The organism is Acidobacteriota bacterium (genome assembly GCA_016712445.1).
Taxonomy (GTDB): domain Bacteria; phylum Pseudomonadota; class Alphaproteobacteria; order Caulobacterales; family Hyphomonadaceae; genus Hyphomonas.
This window is the reverse complement of sequence record JADJRB010000001.1, coordinates 722015-748733: the sequence shown is the minus strand read 5'-3', so window position 1 is coordinate 748733 and position 26719 is coordinate 722015. Positions and strand designations below refer to the sequence as shown.

The 26719-nt window shown below is 66.8% G+C and carries 25 protein-coding genes, 1 tRNA gene and 1 pseudogene; 12 read left to right on the top strand and 15 right to left on the bottom strand.

Annotated features, from left to right (window positions below; translation table 11 throughout):
* Positions 1-2 precede the first annotated feature (2 nt).
* Positions 3-1298 (top strand): adenylosuccinate synthase, encoded by a 1296-nt coding sequence (locus tag IPK75_03770; protein ID MBK8197465.1) that lies wholly within the window; start codon positions 3-5, stop codon positions 1296-1298.
* Between the two features lie 10 nt (positions 1299-1308).
* Here IPK75_03770 and IPK75_03765 read toward each other — a convergent pair whose 3' ends face one another.
* Genes IPK75_03765 through sdhC form a run of 5 tightly spaced genes read right to left on the bottom strand, consistent with a single transcriptional unit; the run spans position 1309 to position 5056 of the window.
* Positions 1309-2091, bottom strand: coding sequence for a succinate dehydrogenase iron-sulfur subunit (locus IPK75_03765; GenBank protein ID MBK8197464.1), 783 nt, complete (start codon positions 2089-2091; stop codon positions 1309-1311).
* A 27-nt stretch (positions 2092-2118) separates the two neighbouring features.
* Positions 2119-2415, bottom strand: a complete 297-nt coding sequence (locus IPK75_03760) for a hypothetical protein (GenBank protein MBK8197463.1) — start codon at positions 2413-2415, stop codon at positions 2119-2121.
* A 31-nt stretch (positions 2416-2446) separates the two neighbouring features.
* Positions 2447-4234, bottom strand: a complete 1788-nt coding sequence (locus IPK75_03755; protein MBK8197462.1) for a succinate dehydrogenase flavoprotein subunit — start codon at positions 4232-4234, stop codon at positions 2447-2449.
* A gap of 24 nt (positions 4235-4258) precedes the next feature.
* A complete protein-coding gene (gene sdhD, locus IPK75_03750) occupies positions 4259-4648 on the bottom strand; it encodes a succinate dehydrogenase, hydrophobic membrane anchor protein (GenBank protein MBK8197461.1) in 390 nt (129 codons plus the stop codon).
* Between the two features lie 9 nt (positions 4649-4657).
* Positions 4658-5056 (bottom strand): succinate dehydrogenase, cytochrome b556 subunit, encoded by a 399-nt coding sequence (sdhC, locus tag IPK75_03745; GenBank protein ID MBK8197460.1) that lies wholly within the window; start codon positions 5054-5056, stop codon positions 4658-4660.
* 94 nt (positions 5057-5150) lie between these two features.
* Between sdhC and IPK75_03740 the strand changes: the two genes are divergently transcribed.
* The 5 genes from IPK75_03740 (at position 5151) to IPK75_03720 (ending at position 12094) form a co-directional block, all read left to right on the top strand.
* Positions 5151-6866 carry a DUF885 domain-containing protein gene (locus IPK75_03740; protein MBK8197459.1) on the top strand — a complete coding sequence of 572 codons (1716 nt, stop codon included), beginning with the start codon at positions 5151-5153 and terminating at the stop codon, positions 6864-6866.
* An 18-nt stretch (positions 6867-6884) separates the two neighbouring features.
* Positions 6885-7838, top strand: a complete 954-nt coding sequence (gene bla, locus IPK75_03735) for a subclass B3 metallo-beta-lactamase (GenBank protein ID MBK8197458.1) — start codon at positions 6885-6887, stop codon at positions 7836-7838.
* A gap of 51 nt (positions 7839-7889) precedes the next feature.
* On the top strand, positions 7890-9752 hold the full coding sequence (locus IPK75_03730; protein MBK8197457.1) for an ABC transporter ATP-binding protein: 1863 nt from the start codon (positions 7890-7892) through the stop codon (positions 9750-9752).
* Positions 9753-9757: 5 nt separating this feature from the next.
* Complete coding sequence (locus tag IPK75_03725) at positions 9758-10474, top strand: type 1 glutamine amidotransferase (GenBank protein ID MBK8197456.1); 717 nt, start codon at positions 9758-9760, stop codon at positions 10472-10474.
* 102 nt (positions 10475-10576) lie between these two features.
* Positions 10577-12094 carry a phosphomannomutase/phosphoglucomutase gene (locus IPK75_03720; GenBank protein MBK8197455.1) on the top strand — a complete coding sequence of 506 codons (1518 nt, stop codon included), beginning with the start codon at positions 10577-10579 and terminating at the stop codon, positions 12092-12094.
* A gap of 1 nt (position 12095) precedes the next feature.
* On the opposite strand, the gene IPK75_03715 is transcribed toward IPK75_03720, so the two are convergent.
* From IPK75_03715 to IPK75_03705, 3 genes and pseudogenes are all read right to left on the bottom strand, one after another.
* On the bottom strand, positions 12096-12431 hold the full coding sequence (locus IPK75_03715; GenBank protein MBK8197454.1) for an EamA family transporter: 336 nt from the start codon (positions 12429-12431) through the stop codon (positions 12096-12098).
* 20 nt (positions 12432-12451) lie between these two features.
* Positions 12452-13146: pseudogene (locus IPK75_03710) on the bottom strand (methyltransferase domain-containing protein).
* Position 13147: 1 nt separating this feature from the next.
* Positions 13148-14149: a glycosyltransferase gene (locus tag IPK75_03705; GenBank protein MBK8197453.1), complete on the bottom strand. Its 1002-nt coding sequence runs from the start codon at positions 14147-14149 to the stop codon at positions 13148-13150.
* Between the two features lie 81 nt (positions 14150-14230).
* Here IPK75_03705 and IPK75_03700 point away from each other — a divergent pair, with 81 nt between their 5' ends.
* Entirely contained in the window at positions 14231-15991 is a 1761-nt protein-coding gene (locus tag IPK75_03700) for a hypothetical protein (GenBank protein MBK8197452.1), read from the top strand.
* A gap of 6 nt (positions 15992-15997) precedes the next feature.
* Here the strand turns inward: IPK75_03700 and IPK75_03695 are convergent, their stop codons facing one another.
* A complete protein-coding gene (locus tag IPK75_03695; GenBank protein ID MBK8197451.1) occupies positions 15998-16618 on the bottom strand; it encodes a glutathione S-transferase family protein in 621 nt (206 codons plus the stop codon).
* A 154-nt stretch (positions 16619-16772) separates the two neighbouring features.
* Here IPK75_03695 and IPK75_03690 point away from each other — a divergent pair, with 154 nt between their 5' ends.
* From IPK75_03690 to IPK75_03670, 5 genes are all read left to right on the top strand, one after another.
* Positions 16773-18083: a UDP-glucose/GDP-mannose dehydrogenase family protein gene (locus tag IPK75_03690; GenBank protein ID MBK8197450.1), complete on the top strand. Its 1311-nt coding sequence runs from the start codon at positions 16773-16775 to the stop codon at positions 18081-18083.
* 166 nt (positions 18084-18249) lie between these two features.
* Complete coding sequence (gene fsa / locus IPK75_03685; GenBank protein MBK8197449.1) at positions 18250-18900, top strand: fructose-6-phosphate aldolase; 651 nt, start codon at positions 18250-18252, stop codon at positions 18898-18900.
* Between the two features lie 187 nt (positions 18901-19087).
* The gene (gene thiD / locus IPK75_03680) at positions 19088-19900 is read left to right on the top strand and encodes a bifunctional hydroxymethylpyrimidine kinase/phosphomethylpyrimidine kinase (protein ID MBK8197448.1); all 813 of its coding nucleotides are present in this window, start codon (positions 19088-19090) and stop codon (positions 19898-19900) included.
* A gap of 320 nt (positions 19901-20220) precedes the next feature.
* Positions 20221-20580 carry a hypothetical protein gene (locus IPK75_03675; GenBank protein ID MBK8197447.1) on the top strand — a complete coding sequence of 120 codons (360 nt, stop codon included), beginning with the start codon at positions 20221-20223 and terminating at the stop codon, positions 20578-20580.
* 159 nt (positions 20581-20739) lie between these two features.
* Positions 20740-21558, top strand: coding sequence for a PhzF family phenazine biosynthesis protein (locus tag IPK75_03670; protein ID MBK8197446.1), 819 nt, complete (start codon positions 20740-20742; stop codon positions 21556-21558).
* On the opposite strand, the gene IPK75_03665 is transcribed toward IPK75_03670, so the two are convergent.
* From IPK75_03665 to hemC, 6 genes are all read right to left on the bottom strand, one after another.
* Positions 21555-22274, bottom strand: a complete 720-nt coding sequence (locus IPK75_03665; protein ID MBK8197445.1) for an SDR family NAD(P)-dependent oxidoreductase — start codon at positions 22272-22274, stop codon at positions 21555-21557. The two genes, IPK75_03670 and IPK75_03665, sit on opposite strands and share 4 nt — an antisense overlap.
* A 42-nt stretch (positions 22275-22316) precedes the next feature.
* Positions 22317-22392: transfer RNA gene (locus IPK75_03660), tRNA-Thr, on the bottom strand.
* An 82-nt stretch (positions 22393-22474) separates the two neighbouring features.
* Positions 22475-23908 carry a heme biosynthesis protein HemY gene (locus IPK75_03655; GenBank protein ID MBK8197444.1) on the bottom strand — a complete coding sequence of 478 codons (1434 nt, stop codon included), beginning with the start codon at positions 23906-23908 and terminating at the stop codon, positions 22475-22477.
* A 6-nt stretch (positions 23909-23914) separates the two neighbouring features.
* Complete coding sequence (locus IPK75_03650; protein MBK8197443.1) at positions 23915-24940, bottom strand: hypothetical protein; 1026 nt, start codon at positions 24938-24940, stop codon at positions 23915-23917.
* Positions 24941-25012: 72 nt separating this feature from the next.
* On the bottom strand, positions 25013-25717 hold the full coding sequence (locus IPK75_03645; GenBank protein ID MBK8197442.1) for a uroporphyrinogen-III synthase: 705 nt from the start codon (positions 25715-25717) through the stop codon (positions 25013-25015).
* Positions 25714-26679: a hydroxymethylbilane synthase gene (gene hemC, locus IPK75_03640; protein ID MBK8197441.1), complete on the bottom strand. Its 966-nt coding sequence runs from the start codon at positions 26677-26679 to the stop codon at positions 25714-25716. Before hemC ends, IPK75_03645 begins: the two co-directional genes overlap by 4 nt.
* Positions 26680-26719 lie beyond the last annotated feature (40 nt).

Here is a 26719-nt window from a genome sequence, read left to right as displayed (position 1 = left end):
ACATGGCAGGTGTCGTCGTCGTAGGCGCCCAGTGGGGCGACGAAGGCAAGGGCAAGATCGTCGACTGGCTGTCGGCACGCGCCGATGTGGTCGTCCGCTTCCAGGGCGGGCACAATGCCGGCCACACGCTCGTCATTGACGGCAAGACCTTCAAACTCGCGCTGCTGCCGTCCGGCCTCGTGCGCGGCGGCAAGCTTTCCGTCATCGGTAACGGGGTCGTCGTCGACCCCTGGCACATGCTGACCGAGATTGATGGCATCCGCAAACAGGGCGTCGACGTCTCGCCGGCAAGCCTCATCCTTGCCGACAATGCCTCGCTGATCCTGCCCTGGCACAAGGATATCGACGCTGCGCGGGAAGGGGCCCTCGGCGCCGCCCAGATCGGCACCACCAAGCGCGGAATCGGCCCCGCCTACGAAGACCGCGTCGGCCGCCGTGCCATCCGCGTGGCGGACCTCGCAGACCCCGCCGCGCTCGACATGAAGATCGAGCGCCTCCTCGCCCACCACCGCCCCCTGCGCATCGGCCTCGACCTGCCGGAGCCAGACGGCGCGCAGCTGAAGGCCGAGCTGCTGAAGATCGCCCCGCAGATCCTCGCCTATGCGCAGCCTGTCTGGAAGGTGCTCGACGAGCAGGTCCGCAAGGGCAGGCGCATCCTGTTCGAAGGCGCGCAGGGCGTCATGCTCGACGTCGACCACGGCACATACCCGTTCGTCACCTCGTCCAGCGTCGTCGCAGGCAATGCCAGCGCAGGCTCCGGCGTCGGTCCCGGCGCCATCTCCTATGTCCTCGGCCTCGCCAAGGCCTACACCACGCGCGTCGGATCCGGCCCGTTCCCCACCGAGCAGGCCAATGAAATCGGCCAGCGCCTCGGCACTGTCGGCCACGAGTTCGGCACCAATACCGGCCGTCCGCGCCGCTGCGGCTGGTTCGACTCGGTGATGGTCAGGCAGGCCTGCGCTACGTCGGGCGTCACCGGCCTCGCCCTCACCAAGCTCGACGTGCTGGACGGCTTTGACGAGATCAAGGTCTGCACGGCGTACAAGCTGAACGGCAAGACCATCGACTATTTCCCTGCCGGCCTCACCGACCAGGCTGCGGTCGAGCCCGTCTACGAAACCCTGAAGGGCTGGAGCGAATCCACCCGCGGTGCGCGCTCCTGGGCGGACCTGCCGGCGGAAGCGGTGGTCTACGTGCGCCGCCTCGAGGAGCTCGTCGGCAAGCCGTGCGCACTCGTTTCCACGTCGCCGGAGCGCGAAGACGTCATCCTGATGCGGGATCCGTTTGAGGGTAGGTGAGGGGAGAGCCTCAGCTCACCCGCTCGACCATCATGTGCTTGATCTTGGCGATCGCCTGCGCGGGGTTGAGGCCTTTCGGGCAGACCTGCGCGCAGTTCATGATCGTGTGGCAGCGGTACAGTTTGAACGGATCTTCCAGCGCGTCGAGCCGCTCGCCGGTCGCCTCGTCGCGGCTATCGATCAGCCAGCGATAGGCTTGAAGCAGGGCCGCCGGGCCGAGATATTTCTCGCCGTTCCACCAATAGGACGGGCACGAGGTCGAGCATGAAGCGCACAGGATGCACTCGTAGAGGCCGTCAAGCTGCGTGCGGTCCTGTTCGGACTGGCGCCACTCCTTCTCCGGAGTCGGCGTATCGGTCTTGAGGTAAGGCTGCACATAGGCGTGTTGCGCATAGAAGTTGGTCAGGTCCGGGATCAGGTCGCGGATCACCGGCAGGTGGGGCAGGGGGCTGATCGAGATGACGCCGCCCGGCAGGTCATCGAACCCCTTGGTGCAGGCGATCGTGTTGCGCCCGGCAATGTTCATCGCGCACGAGCCGCACACGCCTTCGCGGCAGGACCGGCGGAAGGCCAGCGTCGGATCGATGTTGTTCTTGATATAAAGCAGCACGTCGAGGATCATCGTGCCGGCCCGGTCCATGTCCACCCAATAGGTGTCCCAGCGCGGGTTGGCCTTTTCCTCGGGGCTGTAGCGATAGATGCGGAACTCGCGCAGGTTCGTCGCGCCCTGCGGCTTCGGCCAGGTCTTGCCCTTCTGGACCTTGGAATTCTTCGGGAGGGTCAGCTCAACCATGTCGTGTTCCTGAATCTGTCGCTAGAATTACGGGACGCGGCGCCGGGCGGTGATCACCGCGCCATCGGTGACGCTGAATCCGAATCCATAACCGCCCTGGCTGATGACGCCTTTTTCGGAATGTCCGCTTACGGAGGGCAGTATGGAGATCACGTCGTAGCCTTCTTCATGTAGTCTGTTGCAGGCGGCTTCGATCTGGGCAGCGAGGTCGGCGATGTCCGCCTGATGCGGATCGTCGACCAGTTTCATGCCCCGGCCGAGCAGCTTCTTCTCTTCCTTCTTCTGCCTTCCGGCACGGACGGATACGGACTTGTATTCACTCATCCCTCCCTCCGTGCCATGTCCGGCAATTCAATCAGTACACCCGCGCTTTCGGCTCGATATAGGCGATGTCGTTGGACAGCGTGTATTCGTGCACGGGGCGGTAATCGATGGTCACCTTGCCAGCACCGTCGACCCAGGCGAGCGTGTGCTTCATCCACGTCTCGTCATTGCGGTCCGAGAAGTCCTCTCGCGCATGCGCGCCGCGGCTTTCCTGGCGGTTGGCAGCGGAGTTCACGGTGACCGCAGCCTGGCAGATCAGGTTGTCGAACTCGATCGCCTCGACGAGGTCGGTGTTCCAGACCAGCGTACGGTCGCGCACATCCAGGCCGGGGAGCTTCTTGTAAAGCGCGTCGATCGCGTCGACGCCCTCCTTCAGCACCGACCCCGTGCGGAACACGGCGCAGTCGGACTGCATCGCCTTCTGCATCTCGAGGCGCAACTTCGCGACCGGCTGGTCACCCGACGAATTGCGCAGCTTGTCGAAGCGGGCGAGGTGGCTGTCGGTGAACCGGTCGCTCATTTCGGCCTGGCGGGCGCCGGCTTCAGTCGTCGCGCCGCAGCGAAGGCCGGCCGCGCGGCCGAACACGACGAGGTCGATCAGCGAATTGGAGCCGAGCCGGTTTGCGCCGTGTACGGACACACAGGCTGCTTCGCCCACGGCCATCAGGCCGGGCACGACCGAATCCGGATCACCGTTCTTCTTGGTCAGCACTTCGCCGTGATAGTTCGTCGGGATACCGCCCATGTTGTAGTGCACCGTCGGCAGCACCGGGATGGGTTCCTTGGTGATGTCGACGCCGGCGAAGATCTTCGCGGTCTCCGAGATGCCCGGCAGGCGCGCGTGCAGGGTTTCCGGCGAAAGGTGGTTCAGGTGGAGGTAGATGTGGTCCTTCTCCGAACCTACGCCGCGGCCTTCGCGGATTTCCATCGTCATCGCGCGCGAGACAACATCGCGCGAGGCAAGGTCTTTCGCGGACGGCGCATAGCGCTCCATGAAGCGCTCGCCTTCGGAGTTCGTCAGGTAGCCGCCTTCGCCGCGCGCCCCCTCGGTGATCAGGCAGCCCGAGCCGTAAATGCCGGTTGGGTGGAACTGCACGAATTCCATGTCCTGCAGCGGCAGGCCGGCGCGCAGCACCATCGCATTGCCGTCGCCGGTGCAGGTGTGGGCCGAGGTGCATGAGAAGTAAGCGCGGCCGTAGCCGCCGGTGGCGAGGATGGTCTTCTGCGCGCGGAAGCGGTGCAGCGTGCCGTCATCGAGCTTCCAGGCGGTCACCCCGACGCAGGCACCTTCCTCGTTCATGATAAGGTCGAGTGCGAGATATTCGATGAAGAACTCGGTGTCTTCGCGCACGCATTGACCGTACAGGGTGTGCAGCATGGCGTGGCCGGTTCGGTCGGCCGCCGCGCAGGTGCGTTGCACCGGGCCCTTGCCGAATTCGCGGGTCATGCCGCCGAAGGCGCGCTGGTAGATCTTGCCTTCCTCGGTGCGCGAGAAGGGCATGCCCCAGTGCTCGAGTTCATAGACCGCCGCCGGTGCTTCCCGCACGAGGTATTCGATCGCGTCCTGGTCTCCGAGCCAGTCGGAACCCTTGACGGTGTCGTACATGTGCCACTTCCAGCTGTCCTCGGACATGTTGCCGAGCGAGGCGGCAATGCCGCCCTGGGCCGCCACCGTGTGCGAACGGGTCGGGAACACCTTGGTGATGCACGCCGTGCGCAGGCCCGCCTGGGCCGCGCCGAGGGCTGCGCGCAGGCCAGAGCCGCCCGCGCCGACAACGACGACATCGTAGGTATGGTCCGTCCAGGTATAGTTGCTCATGTCCTGCCTATCTCGCCTCGTGCGTCAGCGGCCCGTCCAGATGCTCAGCACCGACATCACCACGACGCCGAACAGGCCGGCGGCGAAGAAGGTGTTGAGGATCAGGAGCGCCGCGCGGGTGCCTGGCTTTCCAATATAGTCTTCGATGACGGCCTGCATGCCGAGGCGCATGTGATAGAACGCCGCGCCGGCCGTCAGTATAAGGAGGGTTGCGTTGAGCGGTGCGCTGACCCAGGCGAGCGCATCGCTGTAGCCGCCAAGGGCCGCCTTCATCACCGAAAACAGGAACCACGGCACCAGCACGATCAGCGCGAGCGCCGACACGCGCTGACGGATGTGGTGGCTGGTGCCGGTCTTCGAGGCGCCGAGGCCGCGGGCGGTCTTGATCGGGGTCACGTAGGGCGTGTTGGACATCTGAGCGCCTCAGGCCATCATCGCGGCGGCCATCAGGGCGATCGCCCCGGCCAGCGCAAAGATGTAGTTGAAAATGGAAACCTGGCTCGCAACCTTCGGGTCGAAACCGGCGCCGGGGCCGTCCCAGACGAGGTGGCGGATGCCATTGGCGAAGTGGAAGAGCACCGCATAGGCCCACAGGAACAGCAGCACCTGGCCGGGGATCGAGAAGGCCACCGCCTCCACCGTTGCATAGGCGTCCGGCCCGCTCGCCAACGCCGCCAGCCAGACGGCGATCAGCAGCGTGCCGCCATACAGGCCCATGCCGGTGATCCGGTGCGTGATCGAGGCAGCCATCGTGGCATGAAAACGCCAGACTTGCAGGTGAGGGGAGAGCGGCCGGGAGTCAGCCTTCGGGGCGCTGGACATGCAGACGAATCCTTGCGTGCCGTGAAAACACTTGGCTCTGCCTTCTAGGCGCCTCTATGGTCGTGTCAACGCACGCCCAGACAGGAGCGACATTATGAAACCAGCTGTCCTCGCGGCATGCATTCTGGCGCTTTCGGCGCCTGCCTTTGCCGATCCGCTTGATCCCCTCGTCGAGGCCTATGAGTCGTTCGTTCTGGCGGGTGATCCCGGCGAAGCGGCCCGCGCGGCCGGCACGGCGCCCACCGGATGGGGGCATGTCCGCCGGCGTGACGTGGACACGAGAGCGATGACCGCCCGCACACTGCTGGAGGAGATCGAGGCAACCGAGACCGAGCGCACCGTCGACGCCGCCATCCTCAAACGCCTCCTGCATGACGAGATCCTGTCGGCGGACATGGACCTCGGCCGCATCCCCTTCACGGGCGACTGGGGCTTCCATGCCGAGCCGATCTTTGCTGCCATGCGGCTGCGCATCAAGGACGAAGCCGACGCAGCTGCCTGGGTCCAGAGGCTGGACGATGTACCCCGCTATTTCGCCGAAAACCGGGTCAACATGGCCCGCGGCATCACTACCGGCTGGACCTCCTACAAGGATCCGCTGGCGACCACCCGCGAGCAGATCGAGGCGCAGATCATCGATGATCCCTCGAAGAGCGAGCTCTACGCGCCGCTCCGCGCGCTGCCCGATACGATCCCGCCCGAGACGGCCGCGAGGCTGCGCGCCGAGGGCCTTGCCGCCACGGCGCGCGCCATCCAGGCCTACCGCGACACCGCCCGCTTCATCGACCTGACCTATGCCCCGGCCGCCCGCACAGAGGCCGGCATCGCGAACCTGCCGCACGGCAAGGAAGTCTACGCCGCCGAAGTCGAGCTCCACACTGCCGGCGCCGGCTACAGCCCTGAAGAAATCCACCAGATCGGCCTCGACGAGGTCGCCCGCATCCGCGGCGAGATGGACAAGGTCATCGCCGAAACCGGCTTCAAGGGCAGCTTTGCCGAGTTCCAGGCCTTCCTGCGCACCGATCCGCAATTCTACGCCAAGACCGACGCCGAGCTGATGCACAAGGCGAAGGAGATCACCGGCCGGATCGACTACATCCTGCCCACGCTGTTCGGCCACCTGCCGAAGCTCGGCTACACGGTCGATCCCGTCCCGCTGTCGATCGCGCCCGGCTACACGACCGGCCGCTACGTGCAGGGCGACCCGGGCGAAGGCCGAATGGGCAGCTACCTGGTCAATACCTATGCGCTCGAGCAGCGACCGCTTTACGAGCTGCCGGCACTCTCGGCCCACGAATCCGTGCCGGGCCACCACCTTCAGATCGCCCTCGCGCAGGAGATGGAAGGCCAGCCGCGTTTCCGGCAGGAGTATTACGCCACCGCCTTCGGCGAAGGCTGGGGCCTCTATGCCGAGCGCATCGCGGGCGAAGCCGGCATTTACAAGACGCCCTATGAGCGCTTCGGCGCGCTCTCGATGGAAATGTGGCGGGCCTGCCGCCTCGTCGCCGACACCGGCCTGCACTGGTACGGCTGGACACGCGAAGAGGCCGAAGCCTGCTTCTTCGAGAACTCCGCCCTCGCGCCGCTCAACATCAAGACCGAGGTCACCCGCTATATCGGCTGGCCCGGCCAGGCGACCGCCTACAAGATCGGCCAGCTCAAGATCAGCGCCCTGCGCGCCGAGGCCGAGGCCGCGCTGGGCGACAAGTTCGATATCCGCGCCTTCCATGATGTCGTGCTCGGGCAGGGCGCCGTGCCGCTCGATGTGCTCGACGCGCAGGTGAAAGCCTGGATCGCGTCCAACCAATAGCCCGCCCGGAGCAAGTCCATGCGCATCGCACTCGCCGCTGCATCCCTCATCCTGTCCGGCGCCTGTCACCACCCTGCGCCGCCCGCGCCCCAAGCTGCGCCGGCCCTCGCCGAACCAGCCGCGCCGCTGGCCTCCGATGCCGAGATCGATGCAGCCACGGCCGCGCCGCTTGACGAGATCTCCGTCAACATGGGCTGGAATGATCCGGCCCCCGCTTTCACCGTGATCGGCAATATCCATTATGTCGGCACCGACACGGTCAGCGCGTTCCTCATCACCACACCGGACGGCCACTTCCTGATCGACGGCATCCTGCCGCAGTCCGCGCCGCTGATCCTCGACAATATCCGCGCCCTCGGCTTCGACCCCGGCGACGTCAAATACCTGCTCAACAGCCACGCCCATATCGACCACGCGGGCGGCCTTGCCGGCCTGCAGCGCGCAACCGGCGCCGTCATGGTCGCCAGCGCGGCAGACAAGCCCTATCTCGAAGCCGGCGACATCGGCTTCGGTCCCTCGGGCGGCATGAAATTCCCGCCTGTGCGCGTCGACCGCGTCATCGCGGACGGCGAGGCGCTGACCCTCGGCGGCGTCACGATGACCGCGCATCTCACCCCCGGCCATTCGCCCGGCTGCACCTCCTGGACCCTCCCGGTCACGGGCGCGGACGGCGCGCCGCACACGGCTTTCTTCCATTGCAGTTCCACTGTCGCGGGCCAGAAGCTCGTGCCGGAATCCTATCCCGGCATGGTCGAGGCCTACTGGGAAACGTTCGAGAAGGTGCGCACCTTCGAGGCCGACATTTTTCTCGCCAACCACGACAATTTCTTCGGCCTGAAGGAACGGCGGGCGCGCCTGATGGCGGGCGACGCCAATGCGTTCGTGGACCCCGGCGCGCTGCAGGCCTTCAACTCCGCGATGGAAAAGGCCTTCGAAACGCAGCTCGCGATGGAGGAAGACGCCGCGCGCTAAACGCCCGGCGCACCTTGTTCTGCGGCCCGCGCCGCGCCAAATGGGGCGGCCATGTTCCGCTTTTTTGAACGCCATATAGAGCCTTTCCCGGAAACCCGCGCCGGCGTGCCGCCGCGCGGCTTCCGCGCTTTCGTCTGGCACTATATCCGCGACGCGGCGCCCTGGCTGGTCGCGATGTCGCTGCTCACCGCCATCATCGCGGTCGGCGAAGTGGCGCTCTACGGCTTCCTTGGCGGCATCGTCGACTGGCTCTCGTCGGCCGACCGCGAAGGCTTCCTCGACCGGGAAGGCGGGCGCCTCGCCCTGATGGCGGGGTTCATCCTCATCGGCTTGCCGCTGGTGACGCTGCTCAACAGCCTGATCATCTACCAGGGCCTCATGGGCAACGTGCCGATGAGCGCACGCTGGCGCATGCACCGCCAGATGCTCGGCCAGTCGATGAACTTCTTCGGCAACGAATTTGCCGGCCGAGTCGCCACGAAGGTGATGCAGACCTCGCTCGCCGTGCGCGAAGTGGTGATGAAGGTGCTCGACGTCTTCGTCTTCATCATCGTGTATTTCGTCACATCGCTGGCCCTCGTCGCCTCGGCGGATCCTCGCCTGACCCTGCCGCTGATCCTTTGGGCCATTGTCTACGGTCTGGTCGTCAGCTGGTTCGTGCCGCGTCTCGGCAAGATTTCCGAAGCGCAGGCCGACGCGCGTTCGGTGATGACCGGCCGCATCGTTGATTCGTACACGAACATCCAGACCGTGAAACTGTTCGCCCATTCGGGCAACGAGGCGACCTATGCCAAGGACAGCATGACCGGCTTTCTTGGCACGGTGTACCGCCAGATGCGGATGGTCACGGCCTTCAACGTCATCGTCTACCTGAACAATTCGCTGCTGATCTGCCTCATCGCGGGCATCGGCATCTATCTCTGGATGGGCAACCTGATCGGCGCAGGCGCCGTGGCGGTGGCGGTCGGCCTGTCGCTGCGCATCAAGGCAATGTCGCAATGGATCATGTGGGAAGTCGCGGGTCTCTTCGAAAATATCGGTGTCGTCTATGATGGCATGTCGATGCTCGACAAACCGGTCGCCGTGCAGGATGCGCCCGGCGCCGCCGTGCTCCCGCCGGTCAAAGGCGACATCCGCTTCGAGCACCTGACCTTCCACTATGGAAAGGGAGCAGGCGTCATAGAGGATCTCTCGCTGGCCATCCGTCCCGGCGAGAAGATCGGTCTCGTCGGGCGTTCGGGCGCCGGCAAAACGACGCTGACCAACCTGCTGCTGCGCTTCTACGACGCCGAAAGCGGGCGCATCCTCGTGGACGGCCACGATATAGCGGGCGTCACGCAGGACTCCCTCCGGGCACAGATCGGTGTGGTCACGCAGGACACCTCGCTCCTTCACCGCTCGATCCGCGAGAACATCGCCTATGGCCGCCCCGGCGCTAGTGACGATGATGTGCGCCGCGCCGCAGGGCAGGCGGCCGCGCTGGACTTCATCGCTGGCCTGGAAGACGCCAAGGGCCGGCGCGGGCTCGACGCTCATTCGGGCGAACGCGGCGTCAAACTCTCCGGCGGCCAGCGCCAGCGCATCGCCATCGCGCGCATCTTCTTGAAGGATGCGCCGATCCTCATCCTCGACGAGGCGACCTCTGCGCTCGACTCAGAGGTCGAAGCCGCGATCCAGGAACATCTCTTCCAGCTGATGGAGGGAAAGACCGTCATCGCCATCGCCCACCGCCTGTCGACCATCGCCGCGATGGACCGGCTTATCGTGCTCGATCAGGGCCGGATCGTGGAGCAGGGCACGCATGCCGAGCTCGTTGCGGCAGGTGGTCTTTATGCGGAGCTCTGGGCGCGCCAGTCCGGCGGCTTCCTCGTACAGCCCGAGGTGCGCGAAATCGAAGACGTGCCCGCGGAGTAGGCGCCATGAAGCTGACCATCATCGAAACCGGGCTGGTGCCGGCGCCGATCCGCGACCAGTTCGAGGACTACCCTTCAATGTTCCGCCGGATGATCGCCGGCGCTGATTCCGGCATCACCTGCGAGACCGTCTCGGTCATCAAGGGAGGGGACCTGCCGGATCCTGCATCGCTGGACGCCGTGCTCTACACCGGCTCACCCGCCGGCGTGTACGACCCCGAGCCGTGGATCGCGCCGCTCAGCGATTTCATCCGCGCCGCCGCCCACAGCAATACGCCGCAAGTCGGCATCTGCTTCGGCCACCAGATCATGGGCGAAGCGCTCGGCGGCAAGGTCATCAAGTCGCCCAAGGGCTGGGGTGTCGGGCGTCATACCTACGAGATTGTTCAGTGTCCGGACTGGTCCGGCACACCATGCCCGCCGTCCGTCAGTATCGCCGTCAGCCACCAGGACCAGGTCGTCGAGCTGCCTCCCGGCGCGGACGTCATCGCCCGCTCTGACTTCACGCCTTATGCCGGCCTCCTTTACCGCGACTTCCCCGCCATCAGCTTCCAGTGCCATCCCGAGTTTTCGCCCGGCTATGCCGCCGCTCTCTACGGGGCCCGCCGCAGCGGTTCACTCGGGGAGGCGGCCGCCGATGCGGCCATAGCCTCGCTCGAAGCCGGTCTCGACCGCGCGCTGCTGGCATCCTGGATCACGCGCTTCCTGCGCGCATCGGCCTGAGCGCAGGCCGCACACTTCCCCTGTGGCGCGAAAGCTGCAAAAGCTTGGCCAGATCCCGCGCTGCCCGCCGCAGCGCGCAAAACCCGTTTCACGGAGAGACAGATGTTGCCGAAACCGCGTACCGATATCGCCCCGAACACGCTCGAATTCGAGATCCTGCCGCTGGTCAAGCCCACGGGTTTCCGCGAATATGACGCGCGCTGGTGGTTCAACGGTATCGGCCATGCGAAGGCTCCGGAGCTGAACCTCACCGGCGTCCAGGCCCTCGGCCTCGGCATGGCAACCCTGTTCCACGAACTGGGCGTGAAGCCCACCGTCGTCACCGGCCACGACTTCCGCTCGATCAGCCAGCCGATCAAGAACGCGCTCACGCTCGGCCTGGTCGCCGGTGGCTGCGAAGTGATGGATGTCGGCCTCGCGCTCTCCCCGATGGTCTACTGGAGCCAGTTCGAGCTTGACGCCGCCTGCTGCGCCATGGTCACCGCCTCGCACAACGAGAACGGCTGGACCGGCGTCAAGATGGGCGCCAACCGCCCGCTCACCTTCGGCCCGGACGAAATGGGCCGCCTGAAAGACATCGTCATGAACGGCAAGTTCGTGGTGCGGGAAGGGGGCAAGCACACGCGCGTCGACGGCATCCGCGAGAAATACATCAACGCCATTGTCGGCGACACGAAGCTGACCCGGAAACTGAAAGTCGTCGCGGCCTGCGGCAACGGTACGGCCGGCGCCTTCGCAGGCGACGTGCTGCGCGGCCTCGGCGCCGAAGTGATCGAGATGGATTGCAACCTCGACAACACGTTCCCGAAATACAATCCGAACCCGGAAGACCATGAAATGCTGCACGAGATGTCGCTCGCGGCGAAGGCGCACGGCGCCGATGTCGTGCTCGGCTTCGACGGCGACGGCGACCGCTGCGGCGTGGTCGACAATACCGGCGAGGAAATCTACGCCGACAAGATCGGCCTGATGCTGGCGCGCGACCTGTCGAAGAACTACCCGAACGCCAAGTTCGTCGTCGATGTGAAATCGACCGGCCTCTACAAGACCGACCCGGTCCTGAAAGCCAACGGCGCGACCGTCGACTATTACAAGACCGGCCACTCCTACATCAAACGCCGCACCACCGAACTCGGCGCGCTCGCCGGTTTCGAGAAGTCCGGCCACTTCTTCTTCCGTCCGCCGATCGGCCTCGGCTATGACGACGGCCTCGTTGCGGCCAAAGCGGTGCTCGAAATGCTCGACCGCAACCCCGGCAAGACGATGGCCGACCTGAAGGGCGAGCTCGGCGTTGCCTACACCTCGCTCACCATGTCGCCCCATTGCGGCGACGAGGTGAAGTACGGCATCATCGACAAGATGGTCGAGGAGTACAAGTCGCTTGCCGGCTCGACCATCCTTGGACGGAAGGTCGTCGACGTGAACACCGTCAACGGCGCCCGCGTGACGCTGGAAGACGGCTCATGGGTGCTCGTGCGCGCCTCGTCGAACAAGCCTGAGCTCGTCGTCGTGGTCGAGTCCATGGCCTCGGAAGCCGACATGAAGGATCTCTTCCACAAGGAAGTGAAACCCCGCCTCGGCAAGCACAAGGAAGTTGGCGCCTACAACCAGGAAATCTGAGCTACGACCAGAGCGTGAAGAGACCCGCGAGCACGAGGCCCATGCCGAGATAGTAGCGGGCGCTCAGCGCTTCGCCGAGCCAGAGGTGCGCCATGACCGGCACGATCACGAAGGTCAGGGCCATGAAGGAATAGGCGTAGGACAGCGGCACGCTCTTCAGCACGTAGACCCAGAGCAGCGTCGCGCCGCCATAGAGGGCGAGCGCGCCGAGGAAAACCGGGCTCAGCATCGCCGATTGCACCGGCTGGCCCGGGAAATCGGCGAGGCGCTGCCCGGTGATCTTGAACATCACCTGTCCCGCCGCGATCAGGAACGGCGTGGCGACCAGCAGGCCCATCAGGTGCAGCGGCAAGCCCTTCACGCGATGTCCTCGCGGTAATAGATGTCGCGCCCGATATTCCGGCAAACGTAATTGTCCGGCACCGGCATCATCGCGCGCAGGAAGCTGTGCGTATACGGAAAGAAATTGAGGTGCGGGTTGAACGTGTAGCGGTATTCCGCTCGCGCGGCACCACGATGATCAGCCGCCGCCGCGTCACCCGGCGCAGCTCGGCGATCGCGGCGCGGTAGTCCACCACATGCTCGATCACATGCGTGCACACGACCGTGTCGAACATCTTGTCCGGATAGGGCAGGGCTTCCACCTTGGCCGCCTCATAGTCTATGCCGTCATCGCGCACATCGGGTTCGATCACGAAGTCGATGCCGGTCAACGCTGTAAGTTCCGGCCGCACCGCCTTGATGCGCCGCAGCAGCGCGCCGGTGCCGCAGCCGACATCCACGACGCCCGCGCCGACCACATCGGCGGCAATCGCCCGGATGCAGGCCTCGGAATTGTCGGTGTCCTCATGCACGCGCGGATGTTCGCGGTAGAGCGCTTCGTATTCTGCATCGGTGAGGAAAGCCGCCCGTTCGCGGAAGCGCGCCAGGTGGTCCACGTGGCGGCCCCAGGCCATGCCGGCGGCCGCGCGGAACAATCCGCTGTCGCGCAGTACCGGCGGCACCACGTCCTCCAGCACGAAGCGGATGCGGTTCGTCAGTTCCCGGCGCATCTCAGAATCCTGTGCCGCGCATCGGCGCCTCGCGTTCCTCGATCGGCTGCGCGCCGAAGAAGGCACGCTCGCCGCGGGCTGGCGCCTGCGAGAGATAGAAGATGCGCTTCTGCTCGATGCGCGCCCGCGATACCGAGTCGAGGATGATGCCGCAGGAGAGCGACAGCATCGCGCCAACCAGCAGCGTCATCGCCAGCATGACGGTCGGGATGCGTTCCACGAGCCCCGTCTCGAAAAACTCGATCGTGATCGGCAGCATCAGCGCGCTTGTCGCCGCAAACAGGAAGGCCGCGATTGCGCCGAAGAACACGAAAGGTTTGGTCTCCTTCAGCAGCATCGCCATCATGGTGAGGATGCGCGCGCCGTCCCGGAAGGTCGACAGCTTGCTCGCCGAGCCTTCGACGCGCCTGCCATAGTCGAACTCGATCTCGGTCACGGGCAAGCGCAGCGTCGAGGCGTGGACGGACATTTCCGTCTCGATCTCGAAGCCCGCGGAGTTCGCCGGGAAGCTCTTGGCAAACCGGCGCGTGAACACGCGGTAGCCCGAGAAGATGTCGGTGAAGTCGCGTCCGAACATCGCCTGGTAGATGCGGTTGAACAGCTGGTTGCCGAGCGCATGGCCGCGCCGGCCTGCGTCTTCGGTGATGTTGCGGCGTGTGCCGACCACCATGTCCGAGCGGTCTGATAGCAGCGCCTCGACCATGCGCGGCGCCGCCGCAGCATCATAGGTGCCGTCGCCATCGGCCATGATGTAGATGTCGGCCTCGATGTCGGCGAACATCTGGCGCACGACATTGCCCTTGCCCTGCCGGCGGCAGGTGATGACCGTCGCGCCGGCGATTGCCGCCTGCTGCGCCGTGTCATCAGTCGAGTTGTTGTCGTAGACATAGATCCGCGCGCCCGGCAGCGCCTTGCGGAACCCGATCACCACCGACGCAATCGCCAGGCCCTCATTGTAGCAGGGCAGGAGCACGGCGAGGCTGTAGCGGCTGGAATCGGACATGGTCGCGTTCAGTCTTTGGTGAATGTTTCCATGTCATATCCGCCACTCGTTAAGTTAGCCTTGATTGAGGGGCAGTTCCCGATGACGGCGCCCAGCCGCCCCGCAGACTTCGCCGCGCGCCATGCCGGACTGCTTCTGTCCGCGGCCGTGTTCGCCAGTCTCGTGATCGTCAGCCTGCTGAGCGGCGGCTTCGGCCGTATCGGGCCGGACGGCGACGATGTGATGCGCCTTGTCGAGGTGCGTGACCTCCTCAACGGGCAGGGCTGGTTCGATCTCGTCCAGCCGCGTCTCGGGCTAGAGGGCGGCACGCTGATGCACTGGTCCCGCCTCGTCGACCTGCCGCTGGCCGTCACGGCGGTCGCGCTGACGCCCTTTGTCGGCCAGCACACCGCGCTGATGATCGCCGTTACCTTCTGGCCGCTGATCAGTGTGCTGATTGTCACCGGCGCGCTCGTGTTGGGCGCGCGGGCGCTCGGCGGACGCGGCGTGGTGGCTTACGCCTGCCTGTTCGGCTTTGCGGTCCTGTTCCGCCATTTCCGCTTCCTGCCCGGCGCCATCGACCATCACAACCTGCAGCTTGGCCTCCTGATGCTCGCTGTCGCGGCGCTCGCTGGCCGGGCGCGCGCGCCGGCGGCGATGGCGCTCGCTGGCGCCAGCCTTGCGCTCGCGGCCGCCATTGGCGTCGAGGTGCATCTGTTCGTCGGCGCCATTGCCGTATTCGTCGCGCTGGACTGGATGGTCGCCGGTGAACCCGCCCAGCGCGGCGCCGTCGTGTTCGGCGCCAGCTTCGCCGCGGTGCTCGCCGCGACCTTCCTGCTGACCGTTCCGCCGCTCGACTATGGCATCGCGCGGTGCGATGCCCATTCGGCCACCACCTTGCTGGCCGGCCTCGCCGGCGGCGCCGCTTTCGGCCTGGCCGCGCAGGTCACCTCATCGAAATCGTTCGCCGTGCGCGCCGGCGCCCTCGCCAACGTCGCCGCAATCTGCGCGGTTCTGGTCGTACTGATCGCGCCGCACTGCCTGTCGAACCCGCTCGACAGCCTCTCGCCGCAGGCGCGCGAACTCTGGCTCTCGCGCGTCGACGAAGCCCGCCCCACTTCGGCGTATCTGGACGGCCAGCTCAATGAATTCCTGTTCCGCCTCGGCACGATCGGCGCCGGCCTCCTCGCGTCGGCCTGGCTCGCCTGGAAGGGCGACGACCGGCGCAGCGCGCTGCTGTTCCTCCTTGTGCTGACGGTTTCACTCGTCTTCGCGCTCTACCAGACCCGTTTCTACGTGTTCGGTCAGCTGTTCGCCGTGCTGCCGCTGGCCGTGCTGGCCGCGCGCCTGCACGCGGGCGAGGGCGGCGCGCCGCGCCTCGCGTATCTGGGTGTGGTGGTGGTCGGGATTCCTGCCATCTGGGGTGTCGCCGGCGCCGCCATCGCTCCGCCCCGCCCGCCGGTCATCGTCGCGGCGGCCGAAGCCTGCGATCCGGCCGCCATCCACGCCGCCCTCAACGTGCTGCCACCCGGCCGCATCCTCGCGCCGGCGTCGGATGCCCCCGGCCTGTTGCTCGAGACGCCGCACAGCGCCCTCTATGGCCACTACCACCGCAACGCCGCCGGCATCGACGCCGCGCTCGCCATTTTCACCGGCCCGCCCGCGGGCGCGCGCGCCCGCATCGCCGCCGCGAAGGTCGACTATCTCCTCGTCTGTCCGTCCGACCCGGACATGCGCTTCTTTGCCGAGCGCGCGCCGGATGGCCTCGTGGGCCGCGTGCTCGACGGTGACGTGCCGGATTGGTTGGAGCCCGCCGTCAAGGTCGGCCCCGCCACGATCTACCGGCCGAAGCGCGGCAGCTGACCCGTCTCAGCCCGGCCCGTATTCGGCGCCCGCCGCATTGTCGATCTCGCTCGCCCGGATGAACCCGCGCCGCGACTGGATACGGTCGACATACGCCTCCACCTCCGGCGTCTTCGGCACGGAGCCGAACTGCACGCCCCAGCCGATCTGGGCGCCCAGGTACACATCCAGCGCGCTGAACTTGGCGCCCAGCAGGTAGCCCTGCTTCGGCACCAGGCCGAGCAGAACCCGCAGGGTCCGGTCAAAGTCCCCATAACCGACAAAGCCTGACCTCTCGGGCGCTACTTCGACGCCGAGCGACTTGTTCGTGCTCGCCTGTTCCCACGGCCCCGCGCCGAACAGCATCCAGCGGTAATACGCCGCGCGGTCGTCCACCGGCGGCGCCAGATCCGCCTGCGGAAAGGCATCGGCAAGGTAAAGGCAGATCGCCGCGCATTCGGTCACCACCCGGCCGTCATGAACGATGGCCGGAACCTTCCGCATCGGGTTCACCGCGGCATATTCGTCCGTGTTCATCTCCGGCCCGTAACGCAGGTAGCGCGTTTCATACGCGGCCCCCGTCTCCTCCAGCATCCAGCGGGCAATCCGCCCCCGCGACATCGGGTTCGAATAGAAGATCAGGCTCATCGGACTCTCCAGTTTGTTCACGTTTTGATCTAGTCGTCCGCAGGCCCCCGAGTCAACCCGCCTGCCGTCGCGGCAAACGCCCCTTGACCCTCTGGCCCAAAAAATGCACCCCGCACGCGATCACCCGGCTTTGTATTCTATTGAGGGACTTCCCATGCGTGTTGCGATCATCGGTACCGGCTATGTCGGCCTCGTGTCTGGCGCCTGTTTCGCCGACTTCGGCCATGTCGTTACCTGTGTCGACAAGGACAAGTCCAAGATCGACAAGCTGCACGCCGGCATCATGCCGATCTACGAACCGGGCCTCGACGACCTCGTCGCCAAGAACGTCAAGGAAGAGCGCCTGTTCTTCACGACCGACGCCGCCGAAGCCGTGAAGGATGCCGACGCCGTATTCATCGCGGTCGGCACCCCTTCGCGCCGCGGCGATGGCCATGCGGACCTGTCTTATGTCTATGGCGCCGCCGAGGAAATCGGCCAGATGATGACCGGCTTCACCGTCGTCGTCACCAAGTCGACCGTGCCGGTCGGCACCGGCGACGAAGTCGAGGCGATCATCCGCAAGGTGCGGCCTGACGGCGACTTCGCGGTGGTCTCCAACCCCGAATTCCTGCGCGAAGGCGCCGCCATCAAGGACTTCAAGATCCCCGACCGCGTCGTCGTCGGCACCGATGACGAGCGCGCCCGCCAGGTGATGCGCGAACTCTACCGCCCGCTCTTCCTCAACGAGACGCCGATCCTGTTCACCGCCCGGCGCACGTCGGAGCTGATCAAGTACGCCGCCAACGCCTTCCTCGCCGTGAAGATCACCTTCATCAACGAGATGGCGGACCTCTGCGAGAAAGTCGGCGCCAACGTGCAGGAAGTCTCGCGCGGCATCGGCCTCGATGGCCGCATCGGCAAGAAATTCCTCAACGCCGGCCCCGGCTATGGCGGCTCCTGCTTCCCGAAAGACACCCTCGCCCTCACCAAGACCGCCAACGACTATGGCAGCCCGGTGCGCATCGTCGACACCGTCGTCGAGGTCAACGCCGCCCGCAAGAAAGCGATGGCCGCCAAGGTCATCGCGGCGATGGGCGGCGATGTGAAAGGCAAGACCATCGGCGTGCTCGGCCTCGCGTTCAAGCAGAACACGGACGACATGCGCGACGCCCCCTCGCTCGACATCCTGCCGGCGCTCACCGCGGCGGGCGCCCGCGTCGTCGCCTATGATCCGGAAGCCATGAAGGAAGCCGCCCACCTCCTGAAGGACATCGAGTATGCCGACAGCGCCTACAAGGCGATCGACGGCGCCGACGCGATGGTCATCATCACCGAGTGGGACTCCTTCCGCGCGCTCGATTTCGACCGCGTCAAGGCCGCCATGAAGTCGCCCATCGTCATCGACCTGCGCAACATCTACTCGCCGGACGACATGGCCCGTTACGGCTTCTCCTACACCTCGATCGGCCGCGCGGCCGTCTGAGGTTTCGGCGCCCTGACAGCAACGCTCCCTCCGGCAACGGGGGGAGCGTTCGCGATTCCGGGCCCGGCGCGCGCCTATTCCATCGGGGCGGGCGATTGGCTAAGGAAGCGGCACCGATTCCCGCGCCCCCGGCGCCCCGCCTCCGAACCAGACTGGACCCCCACCCATGAAATTCTTCGTCGACACGGCTGATACGAAAGACATCGCAGACCTCGCCGCCTCCGGCCTGATCGACGGGGTGACCACCAACCCGTCGCTGATCGCCAAGTCCGGCCGCCCCTTCGCCGAAGTCATCGCGGAAATCTGCGAGCTGACCCCCGGCCCGGTCAGCGCCGAAGTCGTCGCCACCGACTATGACGGCATGATCAAGGAAGGCCGCAAGCTCGCCAAGATCGCGTCCAACGTCACGGTCAAGCTGCCGCTCACGCTCGACGGCCTCAAGGCCTGCAAGACGCTCACGGGGGAGGGCACGCAAGTCAACGTCACGCTCTGTTTCTCGGCCAACCAGGCGCTGCTCGCCGCCAAGGCCGGCGCCACCTTCATCTCGCCCTTCATCGGCCGCCTCGATGACATCCACCTCGACGGCATGGACCTGATCGCCGAGATCCGCCAGATCTACGACAACTACCTGTTCGACACGGAAATCCTCGCCGCCTCGATCCGCACGGCCAACCACGTCAAGCAATGCGCCCTCGTCGGCGCCGACGTGATGACCGCCCCGCCCGCGGTCATCAAGGGTCTCGTCAACCATCCGCTGACGGACAAAGGCCTCGAAGCCTTCCTCGCCGACGCGAAGAAGGCCGGCATCAAGGTTTAGGTCAAAGAAGAAAGCCCCTCACCTCCCATTTCTGCGCAATGGGTCCCTCCTCTCCCGCGAGGCGGGAGAGGGGTAAGAGGCGAAGCGCCAACCCCTCTCCCATGTAATGGGAGAGGAGGGGCCCGCCGCCAGAGGCGGTGGGAGGTGAGGGTCTTGGCAACAACACGATGACGTTGAAGGTATCCCCATGACCACCCCCCAAGGCCGCGTCCTCATCATTGCCGGTTCGGATTCCGGCGGCGGCGCCGGCATCCAGGCCGACATCAAGGCGGTCACCATGCTCGGCGGCTACGCGATGACGGCCGTCACCGCGATCACCGTTCAGGACACGAAGGGCGTCCATGGAGTCTGGCCCGTGCCGGTCGAAGCCGTCCTTGGCCAGATCCAGGTCACGCTCGCGGACATTGGCGCCGACGTCCTCAAGACCGGCATGCTCGGCTCGGCCCAGCTCGTCGAGGCGGTCGCCGAAGCCCTTGGCCAGCATGCACCGCTCATTCCGCGTGTGATCGATCCCGTCATGGTCGCCACCTCCGGCGACCGTCTGGTCGACGAACGGGCCGTCGGCGCCATCCGCTCCGAACTCGTCCCGCGTGCCCGCCTCGTCACGCCCAACGCCCCGGAAGCCGAAGTGCTGACCGGCAAGCCCGTGGAGAACCTCGACGGCCAGCGCCGCGCCGCCGACCGGCTGCTCGAACTCGGCGCCAACGGCGCCCTCGTCAAAGGCGGCCATATCGGCGGCAAGGTCATCCACGACGTGCTGCAGACCACCACCGGCGAATGGATCTTCGAAGGCCCGCGCCTCGACACCACGTCCACCCACGGCACCGGCTGTACGCTCGCCTCCGCCATCGCCGCGCGCCTCGCGCAGGGCCGTTCGGTGCCCCAGGCCGTCGAAGAGGGCAGGGCCTATCTCTTCGGCGCGCTGAAAGCCGCCAAGGGCCTCGGCAAGGGCCACGGCCCTGTCCACCACGGCTGGCTGCTGGATGAGTTGAACAAGTAGGGGGCGCCCATCCCCGCGAAGTCGAAGCTCATCCTGAGCGAAGTCGAAGGATAGAGCGGGCTCACTGACGTGGGAGCGCACGCACATCCTTCGACTTCGCTCAGGATGAGCTCAAATATGTTGCACAAGAATCGACTTGCGCGACGAAACTCCCCGAATCTCGCAACCTCCCACTATGTCATCCCGGGCGAAAGCCGGGACCCAGACGTCTGATTCCAATAGCTTTCCAGGCCTCGTCCGTCCGCACGCTGAAATTTTCCTGACTTTTTTGCCCTCCGCGAATCCGGCCGCATGCAGTCCGGTTGTATGATCACGGCTCGATGTATTCCCTGCACCATCCGCCTGCGAACCTGACGCTGATCCACTGGCTGCTCTGGCCACTGATCGCCGCGCAGCTTGCCGCGCTGAAGAACTGGGTGCGCCGCACCTATGGCTACGGCGTGCCGTATGGCTATCATGTCAGCCGCTGGGGCCGCGTCACGCTGCGCCATGTCGGCGCGCAGCCGCTGACCAGCGACTCCGCCGCGCCCGCCTTTGCCGCCGCGCGCTTCGATTTCACGCTCGGCCTGTCGCGCGTCGCCGCGCTGCCGCCCGCCGCGGGCCGCGTCGCCCCCTTGCGCCTGCTGGCCATGGTCCTCGATCATTGCGGCGCCGTCACTCCGCACACGGATACATCCTAGACGGTCCGCAGATCCGTAACCCAGCCGCCTGCCGCACCGGCCCCGCCGGACCTGCGGCCGCCCGTGCAGCCATCAGCCGAACTCACAGCCCCATCAGATTTCCTCGTTTGCCCCCCGGCCCGCCGCCATGCGACAAGGCGGTCCCCGATGGAGAGACCCATGCCCGCGCTACCCTTCTTCCAGGTCGATGCCTTTGCCTCGAAATCCCTCGAGGGAAACCAGGCCTGCGTCATGCCGCTCGATGCCTTCCTGCCGGACGAGACGCTGCTCGCAATCGCCGCCGAGAACAACGTCGCCGAGACAGCCTTCATCGTGCCCGCGACCGAAGGCATCTGGAAGCTGCGCTGGTTCACGCCCGCCGTCGAAGTGCCGCTCTGCGGCCATGCCACGCTCGCCGCCGCCCATGTGCTCTTCAACCATGCCGGCTATGAAGGCTCCGGCGTCGCCTTCGACACGGTGAAGTCCGGCCGCCTTTTCGTGAAGCGTCTCGTTGATGACCGGCTCGAGATGGATTTTCCCTCCGCGCCGATCAAGCCTGTTCCGGTTACGGACGATATTGCCGCCGCTCTCGGCGCCCGCCCGGTCGAAGCCTGGGGCGGCATGTTCTATGCCGCGCGGTTCGAGACGCCGGAAGAAGTGAAGGCCCTCGCGCCCGATCACCGCGCGCTGAAGACGCTCGGCGCCGCCGGCGGCGGCTGGGACCGCGGCAATTTCGGCTGCTTCGCCCTCGGCGGCGACGGGGCAGGGGCCACCTCGCGCTTCTTCGCGCCGGGCTCGGGCATTGACGAGGATCCCGCCACCGGCAGCTGGCACACGATGCTGGCCCGCGTGCTCGCCGAAAACTTCGGTGCCCCCGCCGCCCGCTGCTATCAGGCCTATCCAGGCCGCGGCGCCTGGATCGATGTGCGCCTCGACGGCGACCGCTGCAAGCTGACGGGAAAGGCCGTCACGGTCATCGAAGGCCAGTTCCGGCTTTAGGCGGGAATCTCCTTGCCGGCCCAGTCGAAACACTTGCCCGATGCGTCCGGAGTGAGCCGGTCGATCACGTCCAGAAGGTGCCCGGCCGATTGCACGGCTGTGAGCAGGCGCTCCTCGGGCACGTTGGTCTGGAACGGCGCCGAGAGGGCGGTATCCACCGTACCCGGATGAAGGCCCACGCAGATGCAATGCGGCGCCCGCCGCGCCTGTTCGATCGCATAGTTGCGGATCAGCATGTTCAGCGCCGCTTTCGACGCGCGGTAGGCATGCCAGCCGCCCAGCCGGTTGTCGGAGATCGAGCCGACCCGCGCCGACAAGGCGGCAAACACGCTGCGCTCCGCCTTCGGCATCAGCGCCAGCATGTGCTTGGCAATCAGGGCCGGGCCGAAGGTGTTGGCCTCGAACACGCGCCGGAACGCCTCGAGGTCCTGCGCCCGGAAAGTCTTCTCCGGCTGCACGCCCTTCCCGGAAAGGAACCCGCTCGCAACGATGCAAAGTGAAACCGGCCCCGCCGCGCCAATCTCTGCCGCTAGGTCGGCAAGCTGCGCGTCCTGCGTGAAATCGGCCCGCCGCGCTTCGGCGCCTTCGGCCGGCGCGCCCGAACGCGATACGGCGAACACGCGGCCATGCTGCCCCCGCGCCAGCAGGCGCTCAACCAGCGCGCGGCCAATCCCGCCCGAACTTCCGAATACAACAGCAACCGTCACGCTGCCCAATCTAGGACGGCGGCCATGACAAGAAAGGAGGGAGGCCGAAAATGGTGCCGCTTAGGTGACTTGAACACCTGACCCCCGCATTACGAATGCGGTGCTCTACCAGCTGAGCTAAAGCGGCATGCCGTTTCGGGCAGGCCCCGCATATACTGGCAGGCCGGAGGGGGCGCAAGGCCGTTTTGCCACCCCGAAAGGCGGCCCGGTCAATCCTCGTCCGGGGCGTAGTCGAGGGGCTGGGTCAGCGGTCCTTGCGGCGCTTTCGGCGGGGCGAGCGGGCCATCTTCGGACATCGGCAGGGCCAGCACGCGGCCCGCCTCCAGCTCGCGGCCATAGGTTTCGTAGCGCGGGTGGACGAGATCGCCGACATCGCCGAAGGCGTAGACCATCCGGCCCCAGGCCGCGCGGTCGAAGTCGAAGGCATTGCCCTTCGGGTCGATGTCCGACCAGTCGGCCTCGCGGGAGGCGGAGGCGGCCATGCGGCCCCAGCGCTGAGCCTCGACCGGGTCGCCATAGCCTTTCAGCGCGCGCTCCATCAGGAGGCAGAGACGGGCGGTCGGGTTTTCCTCGACGAGGAGGGCGAGGATGCGGATGGCGCCGACCCAGTCGGCATTGTCCATCGCGATCTCCGCCATCACGATGCGGCTTTCGCGGTGGCCCGGATTGCAGTCGGCAAGGCCCTTCAGGCGGGCGGAAATGTTCTGCCGCGTGTCCTGCGGAATGAGGCGGCGCGACAGCTGGGCGAGCGCGGGATGCGGCCGCGCCTTCCAGCCGAGTTCGAGCACGCCCTGCGCGGCTTTCGCCTTGCCATCGGTCATCAGGAAGCGGGCGCCGTGATAGGCGGCCGGGGGGAAATCGGGCGCGGAGCGGATCGCTTCGGCGAGCGCCTTCTGGGCCGCAACCTTCTCCGTATGCGGAAGGCTGACCGCCTTGGCGGTGTGCAGCACGGCGCGGCGGCGCTTGGCGTTGAGAGGTTCGACTTCGGCGCGCTTTTCGCCCTGTACCAGGGTTTCGAGCGCCTTGTCCCAATCGCCTTTCGAGACCTGCAGGTCGAAGAGGGAATTGAACGGCCAGTCGGCGTCGGACTTGAGGGCGAGGGCTTCGCGGGCGCGGGTTTCAGCCGTCAGCTGGTCGCCGCGTTCGGAGGCGGCGGTGGCCGAACCGCGCAGGCCCGCAAGCTGGCCGCCGGGCAGGCGGGTCAAGAGGCCCCACGCCCGTTCGGCGCCGGCCCAGTCTTCGTTCGCTTCGGCGGCGCGCGCTTCGAGCAGCAGTTTCAGCCGCTCGTCTTCGGCATGGCGCATGGCGCGGCGGGCCAGCTTGAGGGCGGCCTTCGCATCGCCGCCTTCAGCGGCGAGGAGGCCTTCGGCGAGCGCGGCATTGGCCTTGCGGGTGCGCGACAGGCGGCGGGCTTTCGAGATGCGGCCGGGAAGGACGAGCAGGCCGGTGGCAAGCCACCAGACCAGCGCGATCAGGCCGCCGAACAGGACGAGGGCAATCGCGGCGACACCGGATTTGACGGCGACGATTTCCTGGCCGACCGGGAAGGTCACTTCGCCCGGCAGGCTGAAGGCCAGCCAGGACAGCGCCGCGCCGACCATGACGAGGACGATGACGATGATGAACAGGAAAAACCGGCTCATGGCGCGTCAATTCCCCCCTTCGATCAGGCTCAGGCGGACGTCCTCCAGCGCCTGTTCGAGCGTGATGCGACGGTTTGCGCGCCGGGTCCAGTCTTCTGCGGCGGCGGCTGCGGCGGGCTCGAGCCCGGCCATAGACTTGAGGGCAAGCGGCAGGTCGCCCGCATCAAGCGCTGCGGCGGCCGCATCGAGGGCTTTCGAGACGGCAGAATGCTTGCCGCCGGCCGGCCGTACACTGACGGCATCGCCGAAAGTGCGGTCGATCCAGGAGAGGCGGCCGGAGGTTTCCGGGGTCGTGGCGGCGAGGATCGCGGCGCGGACTTTCGGGAATTCTGCCTGCAGTGTGGTGAGGGCTGGCACGCCGGATATGTAGGGCGCAAGGCGCTTGATCTGCTCGTTGCCGGGCACGGCGTCGCGCAAGGCGCGGTAGTCGGACTCGAAGCCGGCGCCGCGGCGCGTGGCCGACTCGATGGCCGACAGCGCCAGCGCGGCATTTGCCCGGCTGCCGCTGGACTTCACGGCGGCGCTTGATTCAGCGGCGGCTGCCTGCGTGGCGGCTTCAAGGCTGGCGAGGCGCGCCGTCAGCAGGGCAACGTCGGCGCTCGGCGTCGCCGGCGCGCGGCGTTCGAGCGCGTCGAGCCGCGCGCTCAGGTCGGCAAAGGCCTCCGGGTCGCCGCCCGCGGCAATCGCCTGGTCGAGGCGGCGGGAGACGGCATCCAGCTGTCGGATGAGGCCGCCCAGTTCCGCCGAGGCGGCGGCGGGCTCGGCGAGCTTTTCGTCGATGGCAGCTTGCACGGCGGCCACTTCGTCGAGGCGCGCCTCAAGGGCTGCGACATCGGATTTGGGCGCCAGAAGGGTCGTGCCGAATGCGCCCGCGGCGCCGCCGACGAGGGCTGCGGCGAGGCTTGCGGCGCCGAGCGCGGCCCAGCCCGGGCGAGGACGTGGCGCCGGTTCTGCGCCAGCGGGCGCCGGCTCGAACTGCGCGTCGATCGGGCTGCCGATCGGGTCGTCGTCGCTGAAGGGGTCGTTGCTCATGCCCGCCATATGGTCAGCTTCTGGTTTCAAAACAGTGTTGCACGTTGCGGATTCAAGGGCAAAGCCGGGGGCCTAGCGCGGAATCGAGAGACCCGCCTCCAGCATGGCGAGCATCAGGTAGTCTTCATTGGGCTTGAGCGCGTACGAGCAGCCTAAACGGGCCCTGCCGGCCAGTGGCTCGGCGGCGGCGCGGGATATGGCGACAAGCCGGGTCTCGCGGATATCAGCGCCGGACGCGGCGAGGGCGGCAGCGGCCTTGGCCGAATGAAGCAGGATCAGCGCCGGCCCGGCTTCGAGGACGGCGAGGGCTTGCGCGCTGAGGCTGGGTACGGCTTCGGTGCGGTAAGGCGCCGCGAAGCGGGCGTCATATCCGCCGGCGCGCAGGACGGCGACAAGATTTCCCGCAGCATCGGCATTTGCGATGTGGAGGAGGCGGCCATCCGGCTTTGCGGCGAGGATGCGCGCGGCGAGATCGTCCGCGTTGCCGTCGCCTTCGACAACATCCGTGAAACCTGCCGCCCGCGCCGCCGCGGCGGTGGAGGGGCCGACGCACCAGGCGCGCAGGGTTCTCGGCAATCCTGATGACCGAATGGCGCTGACACCATTGGCACTGGTGAACACGAGGTGCTGCACGCCGTCGGCCTCGGCGGGATCAAAGCCGGTTTCAACAACCCGGAGCATCGGCGAGACAATGGGGGTCAGGTCAAACTCGGTGATCCGCCCTGCCGTCTCGGCCGCGCCGGGCTCGGCGCGGGTGACGATGACGTTGATGCTCACTTGCCGTTCTCGAACGCCGGCAGCTGGCCCTGCGCGGACTCGAGGATTTCCGAGGCGACCTCGCGGCCAAGCGCAGCCAGCACGTCGAGGTTCGAGGTCTTGGGCCGGCGGCCTTCGGCGCGCCAGCGGCGCTTGCCATCCGGGCTGAGCACTTCGCCGGCGAGGTGCCAGCCTTCGCCGGTCGCAGAGAGGTGCGCCGCGATCGGTGTGCGGCAGCTGCCGTCGAGCAAGGCGAGGAAGGCGCGCTCGGCGGTGGCCGAGGCTTCGCTGGCCGCAACATTCAGGCGCGCGAGCGCAGCGCGCAGGTCCGCATCCGCGTCCTCGCGCGTCACCACGCCGATGATGCCCTGTGCGGCGGCGGGCAGCATGTCGGTGATCGGGATCGGCTTGGCGATATCGGCATGGCCGAGCCGGTTGAGACCGGCCATGGCGAGGAAGGTGGCATCGGCCAGGCCCTCGTCGAGCTTGCGCAGGCGGGTCTGCACATTGCCGCGGAAGGTGACGATGTTGAGGTCCGGCCTGAGGGCGAGGGCCTGCGATTCGCGGCGCAGGGACGCGGTGCCGAGCCGGGCGCCTTGGGGAAGCTCCTGCAGCGAGCCCCACTTGCGCGAGACAAAGGCGTCGCGCGGATCCTCGCGTTCCGGGAACGCGACGAAGACCTGCCCGGCCGGCAGTACGGACGGCACATCCTTGAGGCTGTGGACGGCAAAGTCGATGTCGCCGCGCGACAGCGAGTCGTCGAGTTCGCGGGTGAACAGGCCCTTGCCGCCGGAATTGATCAGCCGTTCGGTGGTCAGCTGGTCGCCCGTCGTGGTGAAGGTGACGATCTCCGCCTCGATGTCGCCGCCGCTCGCCGCCTTCAGGCTGCCGGCGATCTGGTGGGCCTGGGCGAGGGCCAGCGGAGAGCCCCGCGTACCGAGGCGGAAGGAGCGGGACGAGGAGGAGGATCGGGTCGCAGACATGGCCCTGCTTATCCTCCGAATCCACAAAAGCCAATTCGGG

What these genes read in the sequence shown, in the direction of transcription:
- IPK75_03770 (MBK8197465.1), top strand. Translation starts at nt 3, where the DNA reads ATGGCAGGTGTCGTCGTCGTAGGCGCCCAGTGGGGCGACGAAGGCAAG.
- IPK75_03765 (MBK8197464.1), bottom strand. Translation starts at nt 2,091, where the DNA reads ATGGTTGAGCTGACCCTCCCGAAGAATTCCAAGGTCCAGAAGGGCAAG.
- IPK75_03760 (MBK8197463.1), bottom strand. Translation starts at nt 2,415, where the DNA reads ATGAGTGAATACAAGTCCGTATCCGTCCGTGCCGGAAGGCAGAAGAAG.
- IPK75_03755 (MBK8197462.1), bottom strand. Translation starts at nt 4,234, where the DNA reads ATGAGCAACTATACCTGGACGGACCATACCTACGATGTCGTCGTTGTC.
- sdhD (MBK8197461.1), bottom strand. Translation starts at nt 4,648, where the DNA reads ATGTCCAACACGCCCTACGTGACCCCGATCAAGACCGCCCGCGGCCTC.
- sdhC (MBK8197460.1), bottom strand. Translation starts at nt 5,056, where the DNA reads ATGTCCAGCGCCCCGAAGGCTGACTCCCGGCCGCTCTCCCCTCACCTG.
- IPK75_03740 (MBK8197459.1), top strand. Translation starts at nt 5,151, where the DNA reads ATGAAACCAGCTGTCCTCGCGGCATGCATTCTGGCGCTTTCGGCGCCT.
- bla (MBK8197458.1), top strand. Translation starts at nt 6,885, where the DNA reads ATGCGCATCGCACTCGCCGCTGCATCCCTCATCCTGTCCGGCGCCTGT.
- IPK75_03730 (MBK8197457.1), top strand. Translation starts at nt 7,890, where the DNA reads ATGTTCCGCTTTTTTGAACGCCATATAGAGCCTTTCCCGGAAACCCGC.
- IPK75_03725 (MBK8197456.1), top strand. Translation starts at nt 9,758, where the DNA reads ATGAAGCTGACCATCATCGAAACCGGGCTGGTGCCGGCGCCGATCCGC.
- IPK75_03720 (MBK8197455.1), top strand. Translation starts at nt 10,577, where the DNA reads ATGTTGCCGAAACCGCGTACCGATATCGCCCCGAACACGCTCGAATTC.
- IPK75_03715 (MBK8197454.1), bottom strand. Translation starts at nt 12,431, where the DNA reads ATGGGCCTGCTGGTCGCCACGCCGTTCCTGATCGCGGCGGGACAGGTG.
- IPK75_03705 (MBK8197453.1), bottom strand. Translation starts at nt 14,149, where the DNA reads ATGTCCGATTCCAGCCGCTACAGCCTCGCCGTGCTCCTGCCCTGCTAC.
- IPK75_03700 (MBK8197452.1), top strand. Translation starts at nt 14,231, where the DNA reads ATGACGGCGCCCAGCCGCCCCGCAGACTTCGCCGCGCGCCATGCCGGA.
- IPK75_03695 (MBK8197451.1), bottom strand. Translation starts at nt 16,618, where the DNA reads ATGAGCCTGATCTTCTATTCGAACCCGATGTCGCGGGGGCGGATTGCC.
- IPK75_03690 (MBK8197450.1), top strand. Translation starts at nt 16,773, where the DNA reads ATGCGTGTTGCGATCATCGGTACCGGCTATGTCGGCCTCGTGTCTGGC.
- fsa (MBK8197449.1), top strand. Translation starts at nt 18,250, where the DNA reads ATGAAATTCTTCGTCGACACGGCTGATACGAAAGACATCGCAGACCTC.
- thiD (MBK8197448.1), top strand. Translation starts at nt 19,088, where the DNA reads ATGACCACCCCCCAAGGCCGCGTCCTCATCATTGCCGGTTCGGATTCC.
- IPK75_03675 (MBK8197447.1), top strand. Translation starts at nt 20,221, where the DNA reads ATGTATTCCCTGCACCATCCGCCTGCGAACCTGACGCTGATCCACTGG.
- IPK75_03670 (MBK8197446.1), top strand. Translation starts at nt 20,740, where the DNA reads ATGCCCGCGCTACCCTTCTTCCAGGTCGATGCCTTTGCCTCGAAATCC.
- IPK75_03655 (MBK8197444.1), bottom strand. Translation starts at nt 23,908, where the DNA reads ATGAGCCGGTTTTTCCTGTTCATCATCGTCATCGTCCTCGTCATGGTC.
- IPK75_03650 (MBK8197443.1), bottom strand. Translation starts at nt 24,940, where the DNA reads ATGAGCAACGACCCCTTCAGCGACGACGACCCGATCGGCAGCCCGATC.
- hemC (MBK8197441.1), bottom strand. Translation starts at nt 26,679, where the DNA reads ATGTCTGCGACCCGATCCTCCTCCTCGTCCCGCTCCTTCCGCCTCGGT.